General features: G+C 41.2%; 17 protein-coding genes and 1 pseudogene. 9 read left to right on the forward strand and 9 right to left on the reverse strand.

Going from position 1 to position 19502, the window contains the following annotated elements:
- The first annotated feature begins 27 nt into the window (after nucleotides 1–27).
- The 5 genes from V7K61_RS30500 (at nucleotide 28) to V7K61_RS30520 (ending at nucleotide 6070) form a co-directional block, all read left to right on the forward strand.
- Nucleotides 28–297: a hypothetical protein gene (locus tag V7K61_RS30500; RefSeq protein WP_335059421.1), complete on the forward strand. Its 270-nt coding sequence runs from the start codon at nucleotides 28–30 to the stop codon at nucleotides 295–297.
- Entirely contained in the window at nucleotides 298–540 is a 243-nt protein-coding gene (locus V7K61_RS30505; RefSeq protein WP_335059423.1) for a hypothetical protein, read from the forward strand.
- A gap of 522 nt (nucleotides 541–1062) precedes the next feature.
- On the forward strand, nucleotides 1063–2040 hold the full coding sequence (locus V7K61_RS30510; protein WP_335059425.1) for an ABC transporter substrate-binding protein: 978 nt from the start codon (nucleotides 1063–1065) through the stop codon (nucleotides 2038–2040).
- A 9-nt stretch (nucleotides 2041–2049) separates the two neighbouring features.
- Nucleotides 2050–4713, forward strand: coding sequence for a hybrid sensor histidine kinase/response regulator (locus V7K61_RS30515; RefSeq protein ID WP_335059427.1), 2664 nt, complete (start codon nucleotides 2050–2052; stop codon nucleotides 4711–4713).
- Nucleotides 4703–6070 carry a diguanylate cyclase domain-containing protein gene (locus V7K61_RS30520; RefSeq protein WP_335059429.1) on the forward strand — a complete coding sequence of 456 codons (1368 nt, stop codon included), beginning with the start codon at nucleotides 4703–4705 and terminating at the stop codon, nucleotides 6068–6070. The genes V7K61_RS30515 and V7K61_RS30520 overlap by 11 nt, the downstream gene beginning before the upstream one ends.
- 77 nt (nucleotides 6071–6147) lie before the next feature.
- Here the strand turns inward: V7K61_RS30520 and aat are convergent, their stop codons facing one another.
- On the reverse strand, nucleotides 6148–6723 hold the full coding sequence (gene aat / locus V7K61_RS30525; protein ID WP_335059431.1) for a leucyl/phenylalanyl-tRNA--protein transferase: 576 nt from the start codon (nucleotides 6721–6723) through the stop codon (nucleotides 6148–6150).
- Nucleotides 6724–6825: 102 nt separating this feature from the next.
- Between aat and V7K61_RS30530 the strand changes: the two genes are divergently transcribed.
- Nucleotides 6826–7155 carry a hypothetical protein gene (locus V7K61_RS30530; protein ID WP_012410384.1) on the forward strand — a complete coding sequence of 110 codons (330 nt, stop codon included), beginning with the start codon at nucleotides 6826–6828 and terminating at the stop codon, nucleotides 7153–7155.
- A 77-nt stretch (nucleotides 7156–7232) separates the two neighbouring features.
- On the opposite strand, the gene rpsN is transcribed toward V7K61_RS30530, so the two are convergent.
- The 5 genes from rpsN to V7K61_RS30555 form a co-directional block, all read right to left on the reverse strand.
- Nucleotides 7233–7535, reverse strand: a complete 303-nt coding sequence (gene rpsN / locus V7K61_RS30535; RefSeq protein WP_292724399.1) for a 30S ribosomal protein S14 — start codon at nucleotides 7533–7535, stop codon at nucleotides 7233–7235.
- 285 nt (nucleotides 7536–7820) lie between these two features.
- Entirely contained in the window at nucleotides 7821–8510 is a 690-nt protein-coding gene (gene nth / locus V7K61_RS30540; protein ID WP_335059433.1) for an endonuclease III, read from the reverse strand.
- On the reverse strand, nucleotides 8486–9586 hold the full coding sequence (gene rseP / locus V7K61_RS30545) for an RIP metalloprotease RseP (RefSeq protein ID WP_335059435.1): 1101 nt from the start codon (nucleotides 9584–9586) through the stop codon (nucleotides 8486–8488). Before rseP ends, nth begins: the two co-directional genes overlap by 25 nt.
- A gap of 212 nt (nucleotides 9587–9798) precedes the next feature.
- On the reverse strand, nucleotides 9799–11079 hold the full coding sequence (gene serS / locus V7K61_RS30550) for a serine--tRNA ligase (protein WP_335059437.1): 1281 nt from the start codon (nucleotides 11077–11079) through the stop codon (nucleotides 9799–9801).
- 306 nt (nucleotides 11080–11385) lie between these two features.
- Nucleotides 11386–11964, reverse strand: a complete 579-nt coding sequence (locus V7K61_RS30555) for a DUF3611 family protein (RefSeq protein ID WP_292730500.1) — start codon at nucleotides 11962–11964, stop codon at nucleotides 11386–11388.
- Between the two features lie 670 nt (nucleotides 11965–12634).
- Here V7K61_RS30555 and V7K61_RS30560 point away from each other — a divergent pair.
- Together V7K61_RS30560 and V7K61_RS30565 are read left to right on the forward strand one after the other, a co-directional pair.
- Nucleotides 12635–12982: a PadR family transcriptional regulator gene (locus V7K61_RS30560; protein WP_289798053.1), complete on the forward strand. Its 348-nt coding sequence runs from the start codon at nucleotides 12635–12637 to the stop codon at nucleotides 12980–12982.
- Between the two features lie 52 nt (nucleotides 12983–13034).
- On the forward strand, nucleotides 13035–13565 hold the full coding sequence (locus V7K61_RS30565) for a cofactor assembly of complex C subunit B (RefSeq protein ID WP_335059440.1): 531 nt from the start codon (nucleotides 13035–13037) through the stop codon (nucleotides 13563–13565).
- A gap of 451 nt (nucleotides 13566–14016) precedes the next feature.
- Here the strand turns inward: V7K61_RS30565 and V7K61_RS30570 are convergent, their stop codons facing one another.
- Nucleotides 14017–14334 (reverse strand): DUF3155 domain-containing protein, encoded by a 318-nt coding sequence (locus V7K61_RS30570; protein WP_041566316.1) that lies wholly within the window; start codon nucleotides 14332–14334, stop codon nucleotides 14017–14019.
- A gap of 287 nt (nucleotides 14335–14621) precedes the next feature.
- On the opposite strand from V7K61_RS30570, the gene V7K61_RS30575 reads away from it, so the two are divergent.
- Nucleotides 14622–15977 (forward strand): GAF domain-containing sensor histidine kinase, encoded by a 1356-nt coding sequence (locus tag V7K61_RS30575; RefSeq protein ID WP_335059442.1) that lies wholly within the window; start codon nucleotides 14622–14624, stop codon nucleotides 15975–15977.
- Between the two features lie 120 nt (nucleotides 15978–16097).
- Here V7K61_RS30575 and V7K61_RS30580 read toward each other — a convergent pair whose 3' ends face one another.
- Both V7K61_RS30580 and V7K61_RS30585 read right to left on the reverse strand, forming a co-directional pair.
- A complete protein-coding gene (locus V7K61_RS30580) occupies nucleotides 16098–17339 on the reverse strand; it encodes an S-layer homology domain-containing protein (protein WP_335059444.1) in 1242 nt (413 codons plus the stop codon).
- Nucleotides 17340–17755: 416 nt separating this feature from the next.
- Nucleotides 17756–18397 (reverse strand): annotated as a pseudogene (locus tag V7K61_RS30585) (S-layer homology domain-containing protein); the annotation flags it as partial.
- Nucleotides 18398–19502: the final 1105 nt, after the last annotated feature.

The following is a 19502-nucleotide window of genomic DNA, read 5'->3' on the forward strand; positions in this document are numbered from 1 at the left end:
TGCGAGACGCTAATACCAATTCAATTAATGATTGCAACACATCCTTGGGTAAAGACGCGATTCATCGCGTCTCTACAAATGATCTATCGTATCCTTTTTTCAAATTGGTATTACTCTAGAAGACACTTCACGAACGGGATATTGTGGCATGGGCGATCGCACATTATCCAATACTGGGAATCACAAGATGAACCCGAACACCTGCGCACGATTCGCGATCGCCTACTTTTCAACCAACAACAAGCCGGACGGTTGTTAGGTTCACAACACTCTACACTGCTCGACAAGCATCACTGAGTGAGGTACGGGCGATCGCACGCATCTGCTTCCAATGGGAGTTTTAATTCCAATCAACGCTTAGATGCACTGGTACAAGCAATCCGAGCCAGACAGAAATTTCAACGGCTCGATCTGCAAAATTTGGCAGATGCCAATACCCTGGATCTCCAAACCCGCAAAGTATTAGGGGATTATTTAAAGACTAATATAACAGTGGAAAAGAGCGATCGCTCTCTTTGCAATTACAGGCTTTTTCATTGATTTGAACCATAATACCTTGTTGGGGCGGCTCAATACCTGTGAATGAAATTCTCAAGCCGCCCTTGCGGTTAGAATTTCTAAATTTTGAAGCAATTTCAACAACCAAAACTCGTTTAATACAATCACATCATGTCCGCTTGGTTACTTATTAAACCTCAAGAACCTCACCCCGCCAAAGCTACGCTTTGTCTCCCCTCCCCGCAGGCCTACGGTGTACACACAAGTCGAATTACCCCCCTTAATCCCCCCGATATTTTGGGGGGAAACAAGAAATCTAGTTCCCTCCCCTTTATAAGGGGAGGGTTAGGGTGGGGTAAAACCTTGCTTAATAAGCTATTTCAGACTTGTGTGTACACCGTAGCCCCGCAGCCGGGGAGGGGGTGGGGTGCAATGATTGTGGAAATCATAACTAATTACCCGGACATAATATCACTGACGAAATTTACACGGCAATTTCAATTTTAACAATTAGTTTGTTTAGCAGAATTTTTGATTAATATAATTAAAAAAATCAAAAATTCTATGCTTAAACTACTCAGATACATTAGCATTTTCCTCATTACCGCCTGTTTACTAATTGCTTGTAATACTTCAGCACCAACTGAAGTAAAACGCCCTCCATTGAAAGTGGCATTTGCATCTTTTGTTGGAGAGCTTCCAGGCATCATTGCTCAAGAAAAAGGATTCTTCAAAGCCCAAGGGGTAGATGTGGAACTAATTCATAAACAATACACCCAATTGATACAAGCAAACTTCAATGCAGGTAAGTATGATGGGATTACATCATCTTTGGGGAATTTTATCATCTTGAGTGCTACAAATCCAGATATACAAGGCGCGATCGTTATAGATGAATCAATAGGAGCAGATGTAGTAGTCGCCCAATCAAAAATTAAAACCGTTGCTGATTTAAAAGGGAAAAAGCTGGGTGCAAATCTAGGTGGTTTTAGCGAAGTTTTCGTGACTGAAATGTTGAAAACTGCCAATTTAACCAGTGATGATGTGAACTTAGTTCAATTAGAGGCTTCAGAAATTCCTCAACGCCTGAAAAATAATACGATTCAAGCCGGACAGACTTGGGAACCCTATCTCTCTGAAGCGATGAAATTAGGGGGAAATATCCTATTTACTAGCAAGCAAACCCCTGGCTTGATTTTAGATTTAATTATCTTTCGCGGTGAGACAATCCGCGATCGCCCCGAAGACATTCGGGCATTTGTGCGAGGATGGCTGCAAGCCTCGACCTACTGGGAAGCAAATGTTGAGGAAGGAAAAGCGATCGTCAGCAAAGCATTAAAAATTCCGATCGATACTCTCTCTCTAGATGGAATTAACCTAAGTGATTTAAGTGAAAATCAAAAATATTTTCAATCTAGCAACCCTAACTCCATTTATAAAACTGCCAAAATATATGCAGACTTTTTTATTCGCTCTGGAAACATGACGCGTATTCCTGAACTAAAAAGTTTATTTAATTCTTCCTTCTTGAATCCCCCCTAGTTTGAAGTTATGCAGCACTCCTTTTTGGGCGGCATCCGTACAAAGTTAATCGCCTCGTTTCTCGTTGTTGCTTTGATTCCGTTGCTGTTATTGGCATTTGTCAACAAACAGACAACCGAAAAAGCACTAACTGACAACGCTCGACAAGCCCTATCTGCGGCGGCTAACGAAACCGCTAACAGAATAGATGCCTTTATTGATGGAAATCTCAATGCCGTGCGCGTAGAGGCGATTTTACCAGGTTTGGCACGCTACCTCAGCCTAACTCCAAAACAGCGAGAAGGCAGCCCGGAAATGCAATTGGCAACAGAAACATTAATCCGTCTCAGTCGCAAAGATATGCTCAATATTCTCTCCTATGCTTTGCTCGACTTAAACGGTAAAAATGTATTAGATACACGTACACTAAATATTGGCAAAGATGAATCAGTTCAAGATTATTTTAAAAACCCGCTACAAACTGGTTTATGCTTTGTTTCTAGTATGAAGCGATCGCCGACAATTCCCGATCTTATTACCCTCTTTTTTAGTAGTCCGGTTCGCAATGCCAAGGGAGATATATTAGGTATATTGCGTGTTTCATATAATGCGACTGTTGTTCAGCAGTTAGTAACTCGACAAACCGAACGGGCTGGGGCTAAATCTTTTGCGATTCTTTTAGATGACAATAATATTTATCTGGCACATAGTACTGCACCAGAACTGCTTTTTAAATCAATTGTGCCTCTGCCTGACGATATTGTAACTCAACTGCAATTGGAAGGTCGTTTGCCTAATTCTTCTCTCAAAGAATTGGCAACTAATGAGTTAAAGCTTAAACAAGCATTGGATAATAAACAGTCGTATTTAATTGCATCCTTGGAAGCAACAGGTAATCAGGTTAATCTAATTGCGATCGCTCGTTTGCAATATAAACCTTGGTCTGTGTTGTTTGCACGACCCCTTGTCGTTGCCCTAGCACCTGTAGAAAATCAAATTCGTAACACAATTTTTCTATTTGCATTTATCGCTGGAGTAGTGACAATCATTGCTTTTGTCATTGGGCAACTGCTAACAAAGCCAATAATTCACCTTACCAATATAGTTTTCCAGTTTACCGCAGGTAACTTAGATATCCGCGCCAAAAATAAATCAAAAGACGAAATAGGTCAACTGGCAAAATCGTTTAACAACATGGCACTTCAGTTACAAACATCTTTGGAAACTTTGGAACAACGGGTACAAGAAAGAACAGCAGAATTAGCCATTGCTAAAGAGAAAGCCGAAGTAGCAAATCAAGCTAAAAGTTTATTTATTGCGAATATGAGTCATGAGTTGCGATCGCCACTCAATGCTGTTCTAGGTTTTTCTCAATTAATGTTACGTGCTAACAACTTACCTACCGAGCATTATGAAAATGCCGGGATCATTTATCACAGTGGTGATTATTTACTAACACTCATCAATAATATTCTCGATTTATCAAAAATAGAAGCAGGTCAAACTACTCTTAACCCTAGAGACTTTGACCTGTATCGCTTGCTAGATGACTTAGAAGATATGCTACATTTACAGGCAAGTAATCAAGGCTTAAATTTAATATTTCAACGTAGTGAAAATGTTCCATGTTATATTTGCACAGATGAGTTAAAACTCCGGCAAGTATTAATTAATTTGATTGGTAATGCCATTAAGTTTACTCAAAAAGGAACAGTTAGTTTAACAGTAAATAATATTAGTGAAGAAATTACAGATATTTTAACCCTTGATTTTCAAGTCTGTGATACAGGAGTGGGGATTGCAGCCGCAGAATTGCCCAAACTATTTAATGCTTTTTCTCAAGCACAAGCTGGAAAAGAATCCCAAGAAGGAACGGGTTTAGGTTTAGCAATTAGTCACAAGTTTATTCAGTTAATGGGAGGGGATATTTATGTTGAAAGTAAATTAGGAGTCGGCACAACTTTTCAATTTTATATTCAAGCAAAATTAGGTCAACCAACCAATATAAATACTTTAGAAGTACATCCAAAAGTATTAGAACTTGCACCAGGACAACCTATATATAAACTATTAATAGTAGATGATAAACCTATTAATCGCAAGTTATTAATTAAACTTTTACAACCGTTAGGGTTTGAGATGAAAGAAGCTAGTAATGGCAAAGAAGCGATCGCTATTTGGAATGAATGGGAACCACACCTGATTTGGATGGATATGCGAATGCCTGTTATGGACGGTTACGAAGCTACAAAATATATCAAGTCCACTACAAAGGGGAATGCTACAGCTATAATTGCTCTGACGGCAAGTGTTTTAGAAGAAGAAAAAGCGATCGTCCTTTCAGCCGGGTGTGATGACTTTCTCCGCAAACCTTTTGCAGAACATACAATTTTTGACACACTAGCCAAACATCTTGGTGTCAAATATATATTTGCTGAAAATAATTATTCAAACTTGGAATATATAGAAAAAAATTCTTTAACATCCAACGCTCTAATTTGTATGTCTCAAGAATGGATTAATCAATTCTATAAAGCTGCTTTAGAAGCAAATACTAATCGTGTCATAGAATTAATTAGAGATATTCCCAAAACAGAAACATTTTTAATTCAATCTTTAACAAAACTTGCTCGTCAATTTGAATTTGAGGAATTGGTTGATTTAGCCGAACCCCTGAGAAGCAATGAATCTTGATTCTGATAAAGAAAATAAAGGTAATATTCTCTTAGTAGACGACAGTCCCAAGAATTTACATTTATTAAGTGATTTTCTGGTCAAACTCGGCTACACTGTTCGCAGCGTCACAAGTGGGCGGATGGCACTAAAAACAGTAAAGGCGAAACAACCAGATATCATTCTTTTAGATATCAAGATGCCAGAAATGGATGGCTATCAAGTTTGTAGAATTCTGAAAGCAGATGAAGTTCTGCGCACCATTCCTGTTATTTTTATTAGTGCTTTAGATGATGTTATCGATAAAGTGATAGCCTTTGAGTCAGGGGGAATAGATTACATCACCAAACCCTTTCAGATGGAAGAAGTTGTAGCGCGCCTAGAAAATCAGTTAACCATTCAACGCCAGCAACGGCTTCTAGAACAAGAAAATATTAAGCGTAGGGAAACAGAAGAGATACTGTATCAGTCTAGGGCAATGCTAGCCAGTATTTTGAATAGTTCGCTAGATGGTATTGCCGCTATGCAAGCTGTCCGCAACTCTACAACCGGGGACATCGAAGATTTCCGTTGCTTAGTTATCAATCCTGTCATTGCTAGAGCCTTCGGAAGCAAATGTGAAGAGATGATTGGCAAATTAGTACTCAAAAAACTCTTAGCCTATTTAGAACCAGAACTCTTTAATCACTTCGTTAATCTTGTTGAAACGGGGGAAGCTTTAAAACGGGATTTTTACCATCCATTAGGCAATTCTTGCTGGTATCACTTTGTCGCAGTCAAACTAGGTGATGGTTTTGCTATTACCATACGCGACATTACTGGACGTAAACAAATTGAATTGGCTCTCCAAGATGCCAATCAGAAACTAGAACAACTGGCAAATTTAGATGGCTTGACTCAAGTGGCTAACCGTCGTTGCTTTGATGCGCGACTAAAAGCAGAGTGGAAACGCCTTGCACGAGAACAACAACCCCTGTCACTGATTATGTTTGACGTTGATAAATTCAAACTTTACAACGATTACTATGGTCATCTTGCAGGCGATGATTGTCTAGTGAGGATAGCGCAAACAGTGCAAAAGATAATTAATCGTCCTGCCGATTTAGTGGCGCGTTACGGTGGAGAAGAATTTTTGGTACTCTTGCCTAATACTGACTTAGAGGGAGCGATTAAAGTTGCGCAAAGTATTCAGCAAGCAATTCATGCTCTGGCTATTCCCCATGTACAGTCTGATGTCAAGAATATCATCACCGTCAGTTTAGGAATTACCTCTCGCCTACCTATTTGGAACATCAAGCCAGATACACTCATTGCCTCAGCAGATAAAGCACTGTACCATGCCAAACAAAATGGGCGCGATCGCTATTGTAATGATTAAAACATTTTTTATGGCAATACCTTCATTCCCGCCATTACTACATCAGTAACAATCACATCCGAGGCTTTTTTATCAAATTAGACTAACTTACAAGCACATTGCAACGCTTGCTGAAGTAAAGATTGATATTCTTTATTCCCAACCCGATAAGCGCCAAACCTTTCCAAATGGGGATTCATCATTTGGGCATCAAAAAACACAAATTTCCTCTGACGCAATCTTTCCACCAACTTAACCATCGCCACCTTTGAGCCTTCAGGAATGCGGTAAAACATCGACTCGCCAATAAAAGCCCCACCAATCACAATCCCTAAAATTCCCCCGGCTAATTCGTCACCCTGCCAAGTTTCAAAACTATAAGCATAACCATTCTGGTAAAGTAGCGAATAAATCTCTCGTAATTCCGGTGAAATCCAGGTTGTCTCTCTGTCAGCACAGCCAGCCACCACAGCCTGAAAGTCTTGATTAATCGCCACAGTAAACCGTTCTTGATTCAGAACGCGCTGCAAAGACTTGGGGTAGCGAAACCGTTCATCCAAAGGAATCAAAGTCCGATCGCGACTTCCGTACCAACTCAGGCGATCGCGTTCATCAGCCATGAGAAAATAGCCTTGTGCATAGCCCTCAACAATAGCGGCGATATCATATTGCATAAATAAATAATAAAAAAACACTAGAGAAACGCAATTTGATGCTAACAGTCAACCTTAGCGTTCCTCTGCGTTTCCCTCCGCGTCCCTCTGCGTTTAAAAAAAATGACTCAACCAATTCCACCCATCACCCTACCACCGCCCGAAAACCCCCTACTCGAAGGTGAATGGTTACGAGAACGCTTACAACGGTGGCTAGATACAGAATTTATTCCCGAAGCAGTCAACCAAAATATTGCCCAACGAGCCGCACAGATTTTTGTGCGTCAACGGATGGAAGGAGAAAATGACCTTGGTTCTCTGGTAATTGCCATTGTCACAGAGATGCAGTCCTATGATTTTTCCAATAGCTTCTACGGAGAGTTTGCGATCGCCAACGCCGTCAGCGATCTACTCTTAGAAAGTCTGGGAATTGATAAGTGTTGTGGTCAATAATATTTTGTCATTTGTCATTTGTCCTTTGTCATTTGTTCTTTACCAATGACTAATGACTAATGACTAATGACTCTTGACTACCAACTAGACTTAACAACTCCAGGTAAAAGACCTTCATGCGCCCATTCTCGCAGTACGTTCCGAGACAACCCAAAATCGCGGTAAACACCTCTAGAACGACCAGTCAACCAGCAACGATTGCGGTGGCGGGTGGGCGCACTATTCCGGGGTAGCTGTTGAATCTTCCGGTGGATTTCTAGCTTATCCAAAGGAGATGCTGCACTTCTGAACTCTTCCAAAAGAGCTTCCCGCTTGTCAGCATACTTTTCTATCAACCTAGTGCGCTTTTTCTCGCGCTCAATCAAGCTCTTTTTAGCCATATATTCTCTAACTTATTTAAAGACACCGTTTTCCATTCTACAGTCTCTCCATCAATTCTGGGGTTACTTGTGTCAACATAATTCGTAATTGATAATGACGCTCGTTCCTCTCTACGAGACGCTGCGCGAACGCTACCGCTACGCTAACGTAATTCGTAGTTGCAATCGGTGCTTGCTCTGAACCCTCCACTGATTGTTAACCACTGAAATCAAAGATTTCAGTGGTTGCTCTTTACTTTCTTCAATTACGAATTACGAATTACGAATTAGTAATTATTTGGTCGCTTATCCTATAACCACTGGCTGATTTGCAGCAGGACATAAATCGGCAAGCTCACAAGCAACGCAGACGGGAGAGCGGGCTTTACAAATAGCACGACCGTGATAAATCAGCCGAATTGACCAATTTTCCCAATCAGGCTGAGGCAATAAACCCATTAAATCTTGCTCAATGCGAACGGGGTCTTTTGCTTCAGTTAAACCTAAACGCTCACTGAGGCGCTTGACGTGAGTATCTACCGTCACGCCAGCATTAATACCATAACCATGACCCAGAACGACATTTGCCGTCTTCCGCGCCACACCAGGAAGCTTTAACAACTGTTCCATCTGGTTGGGGACAACAGAGTTAAACTCAGTAACAATCATCCGACAGGCGGCTTGAATGTTCTTGGCTTTGTTGCGATAAAATCCGGTTGAACGCACTAAACTTTCTAATTCTACCAAGTCAGCGATCGCTAAACTTGCAGCATCAGGAAACTTACCAAATAAAGCTGGTGTTACCTTATTCACTCGCTCATCAGTACATTGAGCGGAGAGAATAGTTGCCACCAACAATTGTACTGGTGTTGAGTAGTTTAAAGAGCAAGTAGCATCTGGATAAAGACGCTTCAGACGAGCTAAAATTTCTAGCGCCCGTTGCTTTTTAGATAACGATTTGCGGGTAATGCTCACTGAAACAATTTTTGTACCCACTCCAATTGACTAGTTAATTGAGTAGTTTCTTTGACTATCAGAAAAATTCCTAACCCTAAGAGTAACACCAAACCGGTTTGCATTACACCTTCTTGAATCCGGGCGGGTACAGGCTTACCGCGTAAACCTTCAATCAGCAGAAAAGCGAGTTGTCCGCCATCCAAAGCGGGTAAAGGCAAAATGTTGATAATAGCCAAGTTAATGCTGATAATTGCCGCAAAAGACAACAAGTTTACGGTATTGTCCTCAGCTAATTTTGCACCGATTTTGACAATATTAACTGGCCCAGAAACTTGTCCAGCAGTTTGTTGAAAGTTGGTAATTAACTGACCAAAACCACTGAGTGTCCCAACAAATAATTGTTGAAATCTGTTAGCAGCAAGACCGAAAATTTCAAAAGGACTATTAGGACGGCGATAAATTGCTGTAGCATTTGGACTAAGTGCCACACCAACTACACCTTTGCCATCGGCTCCCAATTTTGGCGTTAATTTCAGGGTTTGTTGTTGTTTTTCACGCAGAATTTTCAGTTCTATTTGCTGATTGGGATGAGTTTGAATTTCTTTTGTCAGCAAAGGAGTTGATTTATCAGAAGCCGGGAGTTCTTGACCGTTAACAGCCAGAATAATATCTCCTTCCCGAATTCCTGCTTGATAGGCAACAGATTCTTGATTAACAGGCTGTACAATCACACCAGCTTGATAAGTTAATTCCTTGGGAATGCCGACAATACCCAATTGTAGAGCCAACACCAAGTAGGCAAATATTAAATTGGCAATTACTCCGGCACTGATAACTATCGCCCGGTCTAAAACTGGACGGTTACGCAGCAGATTTGGGTCATTGGGTGGAACATCGCTATCGGGGTCATCATCGGGAAAGCCCACAAAACCGCCCAAGGGAAAGGCGCGGACAGCATATTCGGTTTGTGAACCTTGGTACTTCAAAAGAACTGGGCCAAAACCCAAAGAAAAACGGTTAACGAGAATGCCTTGAGAACGTGCTGCAACAAAATGCCCCAACTCGTGTACCAAGATCAAAACAGCCAAGACTGCGATCGCTGCTAAAACTGACATAGAGTAAATTGTGAAGATATTAAGCTATAGTTATCTCCATTCTAATTGGGCATTGGGTATTGGGCATTGGTCATTGAGCATTGGGCAAAACAGTTAGTTGCAAAACAAATTGTAGGTTGGGTGGAGGCTTTGCGTAACCCAACATCCTGATATCTGTTGGGTTGCGCTCCGCTCCACCCAACCTACATCTAATACTAATGACCAATGACAAATTACAAAACTTCACGTCCCAAGTAAGGTTGCAATACTTCTGGTATCTTCACCGTTCCATCAGATTGTTGATAATTTTCCAAAATTGCTGCCATCGTCCGTCCTACAGCCAAACCCGAACCGTTGAGGGTGTGTACGAACTGAGTTCCTTTCTTACCCGCCTCTTTGAAGCGAATATCAGCCCGTCGCGCCTGAAAATCTATAGTATTGGAACAGCTAGAAATTTCGCGGTATTTGCTAGAAGAGGGCAACCAAACCTCTAAATCATAAGTTTTGGTAGCGGAAAATCCCAAATCTCCAGTACTTAAATTTACTACTCGGTAAGGCAACTTCAATGCCTGTAAAATTGCTTCTGCATTCCCTACCAATTTCTCCAATTCATCAAAAGACGTACTGGGTTCGACAAATTTCACCATTTCCACCTTGTTAAATTGATGGAGGCGAATTAATCCCCGCATATCGCGCCCATAGCTACCAGCTTCGCGGCGAAAACAGGGAGTAAAAGCACAGTGGTAAATAGGCAAATCTTCAGCAGCGAGAATTTCACCCCGATAGAGATTTGTAACTGGAACTTCCGCCGTCGGAATCAGCCACAAGTCATCATCAGCGCATTTAAAGCTTTCTTCCGCAAACTTGGGTAACTGACCAGTCGCTGTCAAAGACTCGGTATTCACTAACAGCGGTGGGCTGACTTCTACATACCCAGCCTGAGTATGGAGACTCAGCATAAATTGAATTAATGCCCTCTCCAATGCCGCACCAGCGCCTATCAATGTCACAAAGCGACTTTGGGCAACTTTTACAGCTCGTTCAACATTGAGAATACCTAGCTTTTCGCCAATTTCCCAGTGAGGGACAATATTCGGATTTTGGGGAATGTACTCATCACCCCAACGGCGCACTTCTACGTTATCTTCCTCATTCTTACCAAGGGGTGTAGAGTCGCTTGGTAAGTTGGGAAGTGCCAACACAAGTTGAGCAATTTCAGCTTTGAGGTCTTTTTCTTGGGGTTCCAGTTGACTCAATGTCGCTTTTACAGAGTTACCTTCATCCCGCAAAGCTTGAATTTCTGGGTCTTGAGGATTGCTCCCAGATTTAATCTTCTGTCCGACAATTTTACCAATTTCGTTGCTCCGGGCTTGGAGTTGACTACGTGTCCCCTCAAGTTCCCGTTGTTGCCGATCTAACAGTAATATCGGTTCGATGTCGTATTTACCACTACGACTATTCAATCGCTCTTGAACTAATTGCGGATTTTCCCGTATTTGCTTGATATCCAGCACAGATTTTTCTCAGTTTTTAGCCTATTATCTACCTGCCAACACATCAGCATATACTGATTTTGCCCTCGTATGAGCAGAAAAGCAACCATATAAAGATTAATTCACCCTTATAACGGTTCTAATATCACTCTTTAGATGGGTACTAATATAAGTAACTGGTATTAGTCTTCACACTGTAATTTAATAGTTTCGGAAAAGTACAATCAACATATTTGAATTATTGCCATACAACCTCTGAAAAGAGGAGAAAAGAAGTCAAAAGAATTGCTGATTTTTGACTATTACCTTTTCTTCCGACTCCCTTTTCTAAGGTCGGTTAATGCGATTGAGTAACCAAAGTGATGCCACCAGCCCTGCAAAGTGGGCTGAGACGGTGTTGGTGTTTGCCTGTACTACAAGCATATCTAGACCGCTAATAATCCGGGTAGGGTCAAAAAATTGGGTAGTTATCGCTTGTGGTGATATGGATCGTGCTACCAGTGTGCCAACGATCGCTTGCGCCCCCAAAAGAGTCACTAGCGTTCCCCCTAAATTCACCCACACCCCTAAGCGTAATACTTGCACAGTCTCGCTTTTCCGAGGGCGGTTACTGGGATTGGAGGATTCCAATTGCTTGCCAATCCTAGTGTAACGGTAAGCTAAATAAATCCCCCCACCCAAAACAACCAGTCCACAAATTGCTAAAAATACACCAAAGCCAGTCCCAGGATTATTACTAGGACTGCCAGTTCTTTGATTAAAGATGGCGAACAGCAGCACAATTATGCTAGAAACAACGCCTAGTACTAGCTGAATCCAGAAGCTAATCCAACCTGTAAGGCGAAAAGTTTGGGCAATTGCCCTAAGAGTTGAGGAAGATGATGGGGCATCGGGAGTTTGTGACATAGCGATCGCTAATATGCTGGGTGCTTGATAAAAGAAGGCGAGGATGAGAGGACGAAGGGATGGCGAGGACACGGAGAGTTCTTTCCCTACGTCTCCCCTCTCCTGTCTTCTTTCTCCTCGTGTTTAGCGCCTTCTTTGATAAATTTACTATCACACTTGCCAAATAAGACAAGAAATTCTGCGATCGAGGAAATCAGAAATGGTTACTGCTTAAGTGTGTCCACTGACATAGCAGCTCGATCCCAGATATATCCCTTAGCTTAAGCTTTTAGAATTTGCATTGGGAAAATCACTGTAAAAAAAAGTGTTTATTAAGTTTTACAGACAAAACAGCATTTTACCTGTAAAATTTCTTCGATGGCATTTTATTGCTTAAGCAGTTCTAAGCAGCTCGGCATCAGTTAACACCAAGATAGTGACTCTCTCACTGTCTGTTCGCTCCTCACCACACCGTATCGAGCTTGAGTGGGGGTACATTGTTTTGTGCCCTTAAAACTCGCAAACTCGCCCCACAACTTCACAGGCGTGGGTAACTGTTTGATGTTTACGCAATGGATATCTAGTCTAAGTAGCTTTATTATGTATTACTCGCGTAGTAGTAGCACTGTATACTGACTACAAGGATTACAGAATTTACCCTAATGCATTTTTTTTAGCCATTCACCTAACCATGAAACTTGAGGATATATATCAATTTTTTGAGAATCCTCCGCCAACTTACCTTTGTCAGGAACTAGCAGTTTGTTACATACTGTCTGTTTTATTACAAGGTGAATCCTACGGAACCGAGTTGATTGAGCAATTAGAAACTGAGTATCCCGTCTATCGGCTTTCAGATACCGTACTTTACAGTGCAATCAAATTTCTGGAAGACCAAAAGGCAATCACTGGATATTGGAAGAAACTCGAAGGACGGGGGCGCCCCAGGCGGATGTACCAAGTTTCTCCCGAATGGCAAGTTCAAGCTCAGGATTTAGCTTTTCAATGGCTTGACTACATCAACGGGAGGAAAAAGTAACGAATCATTGATAATGAATAAGTCTCCTCCAGTCAAACACTAACAATTAGTTATGGATACTGCTATTCTGCCATCTACGTTCCTGCTAACCTTGTTGTTATCGGTTGGGCTGTTTTTCTTTATTCGTGCCTCGACTAAAGACCGCATAGAAATGGCGCAACTGGTATCTGAGCAAGATGAAGCTGTTTTAATGTCTCAATTAAAAGAGTACTTTCGATCGCGGTCTTACCGAGTGGCAGCGGTAGACCGAGAACAAAATCAGGTAATTTTTGAAGGTAATGTTCGTCCCAGCTGGTTCTTAGCTATATTTCTAACTTTACTGGCAGCGACTGGGATTGTTTGTCTATCTCTAGTTACATACCTGCTTTTTCCTAACCTCAGTACCCTTGTTCTGGCGATGGTACTGCTGTCGCCTTTAAGTGGTCTATTTTATTGGAAAAAATCTGGAAGACTTGAGAAGGTGTCGCTCAAAGTAGAAACAACTCAGAGCGAACAAACCTCCTCAAGTAAGATAACTGTAGTCGCCCATCGAGATGAACTCAGTGAGTTACAGAGGACTCTACAGCTCAAGCCTGGGAAATAATTGTTGATTTTTGCGACCATCTCTTAACTATGATATGCAGACTTCTGACCTAACCTACTATGCAGGCAATGGAAAGTAGTCAGGAGAAAATCAAGACTGCTGCTTTGTCAGTTTTCCCCACGACTTTGGTCGTGGGGAAAAAATTTAAATTCATTAACTTAAATTCATTGACAGAGCAAACTTTAACCATCTACGGCATAAGAGCGCAACTTCACTCTTCTTTTTAGACGCGCTTGGCTCTATATCCACTCCCTTCTGCATCATCAAATTAGTATCAACCCATGCAATCTAGCGTGGTTTGAAACAGGTTCACTTTCCAACTACCTGGACTAGATTTACTGGCAAATCAGCTACAAACTAAAAAAAAATTAAATTTTGCATAAACTTAGCAATTTTGCCAGTTAATAATAGTCAGGAGCCACATTCAATGCTCAAGATGACCATCTATGGTTTACCGACTAGCTAAAGCAAGAGGTTCTTGACCTGGTGAAGGTTCTAACACCCTCAAACTAGGAAACAAGAAATGGTTTTCCTCTACGTATTGAGCACCAAACAGTCCCTTTTCTGCCCAGAAATAACGATCTGTAGTGTGTTCATTTCGCTTTACAAGTAGCAACGCTGGTGGCAAAATTCCTTCAGCTTGAATGAATCTTCTAGCTGCTGTTACAGGCTTTTCTTCGCCACTTTCGATGCTATATTGAGGCACGTGTTCCAAAATGCGCCGTCCTTCCTGACGACGACGACTCTTCCTTTTGCGTCTCCTTGCCAATCTATTGTCCTCCTCTTTCAAGCTTATAGATTGTAGTGATAGCTACAAAATCCGTCGTCATTATATAGGTTCTAGTTCAGAATATCAATAGTTTTTAACCTTTTAATACAAGAAAGTTAATATCTTTGAAACATCGAGAAAATAAAATCACGTAAGAATATAATCCCCTAGTAGAAACCATCTCTAAGAAAATTTTAGTTAAGCTTTATGAAATGAGTGAGGTAAAAATTAAGTATCCTCTCTTACATCATGCCTCAAAATCTATAATCTTGAGCAAGAGCTAAAAAATGTTAATGTCTGCCAGTTCTGATTTTCTTGCTCTGTGTCGAGAGCAAATAGCGCTGCTAACCCAAGGGCTGGGAGCAACTTTAAGTATTGTGTACCTAACACAAGAATTGGTAGATACTCCTTCTGGCGATGCCAAACTGATTCCTGTGGTGATTTACCCGGAAACAGCATTATTGCTGCCAGGAGAGGAAACTATTGAAGCGACGGCATACAAGCAACTTCAACTTGGAAATGCGTTTATATTACCCAATCATCAGGGAAGGTTATTGACAGCAGCTTCAGAATCTCCAACTTCGTCACGGGAGTCTGAGATACCAAATGCGTCTCAACCCGATTTTAAAGAGGAATACCTACTTAGTGGCAACCAAATTGTTTTACCTCTGATTTATGAGGGTGTGATGATGGGGTTACTAGTGACAGGTAGGAAAGATCGGGTATGGAATGAACACGAGCAAAATCAAATTCAACGGATAGCTCAAACATTAGCGATCGCTTGTATTTTAGATCAGCGGCGAGCATGGTTTGAGCAACAGTTACGCGAGCAACAAATTGTTCAAGAAAAACAGCGGGATTTGCTGGATAATCTATTGCATCAGTTTCGTAACCCATTAACGGCGTTACGGACTTTTGGCAAACTGCTATTGAAACGACTACGACCAGCAGATGCTAACAGAGATGTGGCAAATAGTATTGTCCGAGAAAGCGATCGCCTTCAAGAATTACTACAACAATTTGAGCAAGTAATTGACTTTACAGAGGCAGATTTAGCACCACTACATCTACCGGAAGATGGAGTATTTGTAGAAGCAACTATCCAAAAAGACGCTAAACCGCCGCTATTATTGCCGGGAACGGGAGATAAAGCAGTTGACTGCTCCCTAGCAGATATATTAGAACCATTATTAATATCAGCCAAAGCGATCGCCCAAGAGCGAAACCTAAAACTAATAACTGAAATTAAACAGAATTCATCCTTAGTACGTGCCAACGTCAAAGCACTACGAGAGGTGTTAACTAACATTATTGATAATGCTTTGAAATACACTCCCACTGGGGGCAAAATTTTGATTCAGGCGGGACAAGAAAAAGCTCATTTTCAGGGAATAGTTATTAGTGATAACGGCCCCGGCATTCCACCCCAAGATTTAGAACATCTTGGAGAACGGCATTATCGCGGAGTACAAGCGCAAACAGAAATTCCGGGCACAGGTTTGGGGTTAGCGATCGCTAAACAATTAATAGAGCAAATGCAGGGCGAAATCGAGGTTTTCAGCCCTGCAATCAACTCTAAATTAACTTCACCCAATGCACCGGGGACTACATTTATTATTTGGTTGCCGGAAGTTCAAAATTAGTCATTTGTTCTTTGTCATTTGTCATTTGTAAAGACTAATGGCTAATAACTGAAATTGAGAGTTGGTCATTTGTCCTTTGTAAATACTAATGACTAATGACCAATGACTAATGACCAATGACTATCTTAGTGAAACCAACAAGTTTTGATTGATGGTCATTTGTAAATCGGTATTTGGGTCAATGGCGATTAAGTCAACACTACTCTTGCCCAAGAACAGACCAACCAACGCACCGATACCAGCACCACCCAAGACTTCTTCTGTGGCAATGGCGCGATCGCCAGTGACAGCAGATACCGCAGTTGCCGCACCTGCGCCCAATACAGTATTCTTGATAATTGAACCAAGACTAGTACCCTTCTTGACGGTTTCAGTTTTGGTAATAACGTCAGAAGTAGCGTTCAGCTGATACTCTTGACCACTGGTCAAAACTAGTTTCTCGGCAACGAATTGAGAACCGCCTGTAGCAGGTTTTAGTTGACCAACAACTTGACTACCAGCAGGAATTACTACAGTTCCGTCTTGCGTAACCACGTTTTGGGATACTGTCAATGTCAAGGGCGATGTTTCATCCTTTGTAACGAGAATTTTTTCTGCCTTATCATACTTCACAGGAATAGCAGTCCCTTGGGCAATTGTCACTGATGTAGGTGTTGGAGTAGTAGATCCGACAGCCACAACATAAGGTGAGTTAATTGCTGAGGCTTGATTAGAACTAACCAATGCTTGATAGATAAAAGCTGCTACCTGGGCGCGAGTGGCGGTTGCAGTTGGATTCAGGAAGTTCACATTCGGATAGTTGACGACAATTTTCTTTTCAGTTGCTGCTGCGATCGGGCTACGGGCATAGCTAGCAATGCTAGAGGCATCGTTGAAGTATTGCAGAGTACTTTCAGTATTGCCACTAGGACTATATTCCAAACCGTTAGCGAGGGCAACCAAAACCTGTTCGCGGGGAATAGCTTGATTAGGCTCAAAGCGATTTCCAGGATATCCTGATAAGAAACCAATGGTATAAGCTTGCTGAATCGCACTGGATGCCCAATAGTTGCTAGGTACATCAGCAAAACTGATTGGCTGCCGTTGCTGTGCTTTTTGGAAAGCTTTGTTGACCATCGCAGCAAATTGAGCGCGTGTCACCGGTTCTTCTGGGCGGAAACTACCATCAGGAAATCCGGCAATTACACCTCGCTGTGACAATTGTTGAATAAATTGTGCCGCCCAATAGTTAGATGAAACATCAGAAAAAGTAGTTTGAGCTAAAGATGGTGAAGCTGTAATGAAAGGTGCTACAGTACCGACTGTAACGCTCAAAGCCATGAGTGCAGCTGTTCTAGATTGCCAACGATTTAAGTTAAACATTATTTTTTTAGTCCGGTACAATTATTTTTTTTACTGTTAATTAGTTAGACATTGACTAAAGTATAAGGTTCCTAATTTTTCTGCTTTTGGTAAAAACCATTACTTTAGTCATACAGTCATCATTAAAACGTCTATGCCAAACGAACTAGCTAATAGAAGTAATGTAATCACATTATTATCTATTAGCAAATTTCCAAAAATATAGATACTCAGTGAGACGATACAGAGATATAATAGTTGCTGCTAAATAGAAAAGTTTATGGTTAAAAGTGAAGGCGATCGCACACTCTAGTTAAAGTAGCGATCGCCTATTAAATAACTATCTAAATCAACAGATTCTAATTGTGACTGATACAGGTGTTGAAGTAGTAGACCCGACAACCATTGTATAGGGCGAGTTAATTGCTAAGTTTTAACACGACATAAGGCGAGTTAATGGCTGAGGCTTGATTAGAACTAACCAATGCTTGGTAGATAAAAGCTGCTACTTGGGCGCGAGTGGCAGTTGCGGTTGGATTCAGTAACTTCACGTTCGGATAATTCACCACAATTTGCTTTTCAGTTGCGGCTGCGATTGGGCTACGGGCATAGCTAGCGATGTTAGGGGCATCGTTGAAGTATTTTAGAGTGCTTTCGGTATTGCCACTAGGACTATATTTCAGACCGTTAGCGAGGGCAACTAAAACCTGTTCGCGGGGGATAGCTTGATTAGGTTCAAAGCGATTTCCAGGATAACCAGATAAGAAACCAATGGTATAAGCTTGCTGAATCGCACTGGATGCCCAATAGTTGCTAGGTACATCAGCAAAATTGATTGCTGTCCGTTGTTGGGCTTTTTGGAAAGCTTTGTCAACCATTGCGGCAAATTGAGCGCGTGTCACTGGTTCTTCTGGGCGGAAGCTACCATCAGGAAATCCGGCAATTACACCTTGCTGAGACAATTGTTGAATAAATTGTGCCGCCCAATAGTTAGATAAAACATCAGAAAAAGCAGTTTGAGCTAAAGATAGCGGGGAGCATCCCACTTGGATGAGTTTGTCTTGCAAAGGATAATTCACTGGATCGCAAACAAAACCTGCCGAATTAGCCTCTATAGATGTTCGCGTTGGCGGATTTTGTTTATCTAATTGTGATTTCCAATCGTCAGAGATTTTTTCGAGAGTGGGATGCTTACTTAAAAACTCTGAGTCTGCAACAATATCGTGAGGCCCCTTGACACTGATCCTAGAACTATTGAGATAGATATTGTAATCATAAACAACGTTTTCATTTTTAGTGTTATTATTAATATTTTTTCCAGGGAAAGCATAGAGAATGTTCCTTAAAATTCTGACATCGGATGAGGTATGAGCAAATATTTGCCCACCATTAAGTTCGGGACTCTGATTATTTAAAAAAGCTGTGTTATTTACAATATCAACATGGTCGCTTAAAAAGGCATGAATACCCGATCCACCGTTATTAAATGCAAGATTGTTTTTAACTAAAGTACGTCCTTTATATGCACCCAATTTTGAGGCGTCTTGATTTCTTGTACTATCGATAATAATGCCATTACCGTCTGTGATCTTTCCAACTGCAATCCAAGGGATATACATACGATTGTTGTAGGTCTTGTTGTTGGTAACAAACATCTTGTATCCCTGGTTGTTGTCAGAATTCCAATTATTCAACATTGAAATGCCACTGCAACCATAAACACTGTACCAGGCATTATTAAATACTACATTATTATCTATTGTCACATAGTCTGCTTGAATCGCTGAAATACCTGCTCCTCCACAGTCATGCACTTTGTTGTTCAGAATACGGATGTGATGAACATGACCATTAGTTCGTCCATCAACGCTTATACAGTTTCCATTTGTCAGTGGGTTTACTTTGTTAGTCTTCTCTTTCATCGCATAATCAAGGGTGATATTGGCATTGTTTCCTATAACCTCTAGCCCGTTGATCTCGATATATGAAGCTTTATGTGAAATCGCGATACCATTCCATGTATTGTGCTGAATTTTTGGGAAATGCCCAGGATATGCTTTATACCTAATCCATGCATTTGCAGTTCCAGAACGTTTAATACTTACTACACTCCCAGCTTTGCCTGTATTTGTGTATACTCCATTCATTATCAATACTGTATCGCCAGGGTTGGTAAGGTCTGCT

The organism is Nostoc sp., from assembly GCF_036918015.1.
Lineage (GTDB): Bacteria > Cyanobacteriota > Cyanobacteriia > Cyanobacteriales > Nostocaceae > Nostoc.

Excerpts from the sequence above, each read along its gene's own strand:
- V7K61_RS30520 (WP_335059429.1), top strand. The coding sequence starts at position 4,703 with ATGAATCTTGATTCTGATAAAGAAAATAAAGGTAATATTCTCTTAGTA.
- V7K61_RS30510 (WP_335059425.1), top strand. The coding sequence starts at position 1,063 with ATGCTTAAACTACTCAGATACATTAGCATTTTCCTCATTACCGCCTGT.
- V7K61_RS30575 (WP_335059442.1), top strand. The coding sequence starts at position 14,622 with ATGTTAATGTCTGCCAGTTCTGATTTTCTTGCTCTGTGTCGAGAGCAA.
- V7K61_RS30565 (WP_335059440.1), top strand. The coding sequence starts at position 13,035 with ATGGATACTGCTATTCTGCCATCTACGTTCCTGCTAACCTTGTTGTTA.
- aat (WP_335059431.1), bottom strand. The coding sequence starts at position 6,723 with ATGCAATATGATATCGCCGCTATTGTTGAGGGCTATGCACAAGGCTAT.
- V7K61_RS30555 (WP_292730500.1), bottom strand. The coding sequence starts at position 11,964 with ATGTCACAAACTCCCGATGCCCCATCATCTTCCTCAACTCTTAGGGCA.
- V7K61_RS30515 (WP_335059427.1), top strand. The coding sequence starts at position 2,050 with ATGCAGCACTCCTTTTTGGGCGGCATCCGTACAAAGTTAATCGCCTCG.
- rseP (WP_335059435.1), bottom strand. The coding sequence starts at position 9,586 with ATGTCAGTTTTAGCAGCGATCGCAGTCTTGGCTGTTTTGATCTTGGTA.
- V7K61_RS30530 (WP_012410384.1), top strand. The coding sequence starts at position 6,826 with ATGACTCAACCAATTCCACCCATCACCCTACCACCGCCCGAAAACCCC.
- V7K61_RS30560 (WP_289798053.1), top strand. The coding sequence starts at position 12,635 with ATGAAACTTGAGGATATATATCAATTTTTTGAGAATCCTCCGCCAACT.
- rpsN (WP_292724399.1), bottom strand. The coding sequence starts at position 7,535 with ATGGCTAAAAAGAGCTTGATTGAGCGCGAGAAAAAGCGCACTAGGTTG.
- V7K61_RS30500 (WP_335059421.1), top strand. The coding sequence starts at position 28 with ATGATTGCAACACATCCTTGGGTAAAGACGCGATTCATCGCGTCTCTA.
- V7K61_RS30580 (WP_335059444.1), bottom strand. The coding sequence starts at position 17,339 with ATGTTTAACTTAAATCGTTGGCAATCTAGAACAGCTGCACTCATGGCT.